The 1,151-nt window shown below is 65.6% G+C and carries 1 protein-coding gene; it reads right to left on the bottom strand.

Translation table 11 applies throughout. The features are described from left to right. Nucleotides 1-19: 19 nt before the first annotated feature. Entirely contained in the window at nt 20-940 is a 921-nt protein-coding gene (locus tag Y887_RS15875; RefSeq protein ID WP_046965271.1) for an IS110 family RNA-guided transposase, read from the bottom strand. Nucleotides 941-1,151 lie beyond the last annotated feature (211 nt).

Here is a 1,151-nt window from a genome sequence, read left to right as displayed (position 1 = left end):
GGGAGAGCAACTGTCTTGATCAACTGGTAGCGGCAGCCGCCAGTTGATCCCGCATCTTGGCGTTGAGGATGACCAGCAACTTGCGCATGGCCGCCACCAGAGCCACCTTGCCGGCCTTGCCCTTGGCACGTAGGCGTTGATAAAACTCGCGCAGCGACGGGTTGAAGCGCACTGCCACCAGGGTGGCCATGTACAGCACCTGGCGGATGCCGGCCCGCCCGCCCCAGATGCGCCGCACCCCGCGCATCGCGCCGCTGTCGCGCGCCAGCGGCGCCACCCCGACCAGCTTGGCGATGGCCTTGCCGCTCAGCCGGCCCAGTTCCGGCAGCTGTACCGCCAGGCTCGCCAACAGCACCGGGCCGACACCTTTGACCTGACGCAGCACCTGCAACTCTGCACGTGCGGCCAACTGCTGGGCGATGCATGCGTCCAGCTGCGCTAACTGCTGTTGCAACTGCCGCACGCCGATCTGCGCCTGTTGCTTGAGCCAGGCATCGGTAAGCGTAGACAGCTGCTGGCGCTGCTGCTGCACCACGGCCACCACCTGCATCCGCCGCTGCTGATAGGCGCGCAGTTGCCGGCGCCAGTCCTCCAACGGCTTATAGCGTGTCAGCGGCAGCACCGCTGCCATGTGCGCCAACGCACGCGCATCCAGCCGATCGGTCTTGGCCAGCTGACCGGTGGCCTTGGCAAAATCGCGCGCCTGGCGCGGATTGACCCGCACCATCGGCAGGCCGGCAGCATGCAGCGTATCCAGCGCCAATTGCTCAGCGCCCCCGGTTGCTTCCACCACCACCTGGTGCAGCGTCAGCGGCGCCAGCCAGTCACGCAACTGACGCAGCCCCGCGGCCTGATTGGCAAACCGCCGTGCCTGCTGCAGGCCATGCACATGCACATCCAACCACTGCCTGCAGACATCGATTCCGACACTCTCGTTCATGATCAACTCCGCTATGCTCGACGGGTCGAGAGCTCTCCTGTGCAGCCCAGCCTTATCGTTACGAGCGCCTACTCGAGCAACTGTTCGGGCGTTTGCCAGGAGATTGCGGCGTGGCGAGCTGGCTCTCCCGCGGTCGGCAAGACCAAGGGGTTATCGGTCGACCACGCCGCCTCTCGACACCTAATCTGGCAGATCGCCAAGAGATAAGGGG

Source organism: Xanthomonas pisi DSM 18956, from assembly GCF_001010415.1.
Taxonomy (GTDB): domain Bacteria; phylum Pseudomonadota; class Gammaproteobacteria; order Xanthomonadales; family Xanthomonadaceae; genus Xanthomonas; species Xanthomonas pisi.
The sequence above is the reverse complement of the archived record's forward strand: the minus strand, read 5'-3'. Positions and strand labels throughout refer to the sequence as shown.

Coding starts and splice junctions, on each gene's coding strand:
- Y887_RS15875 (WP_046965271.1), bottom strand. CDS start 940: ATGAACGAGAGTGTCGGAATCGATGTCTGCAGGCAGTGGTTGGATGTG.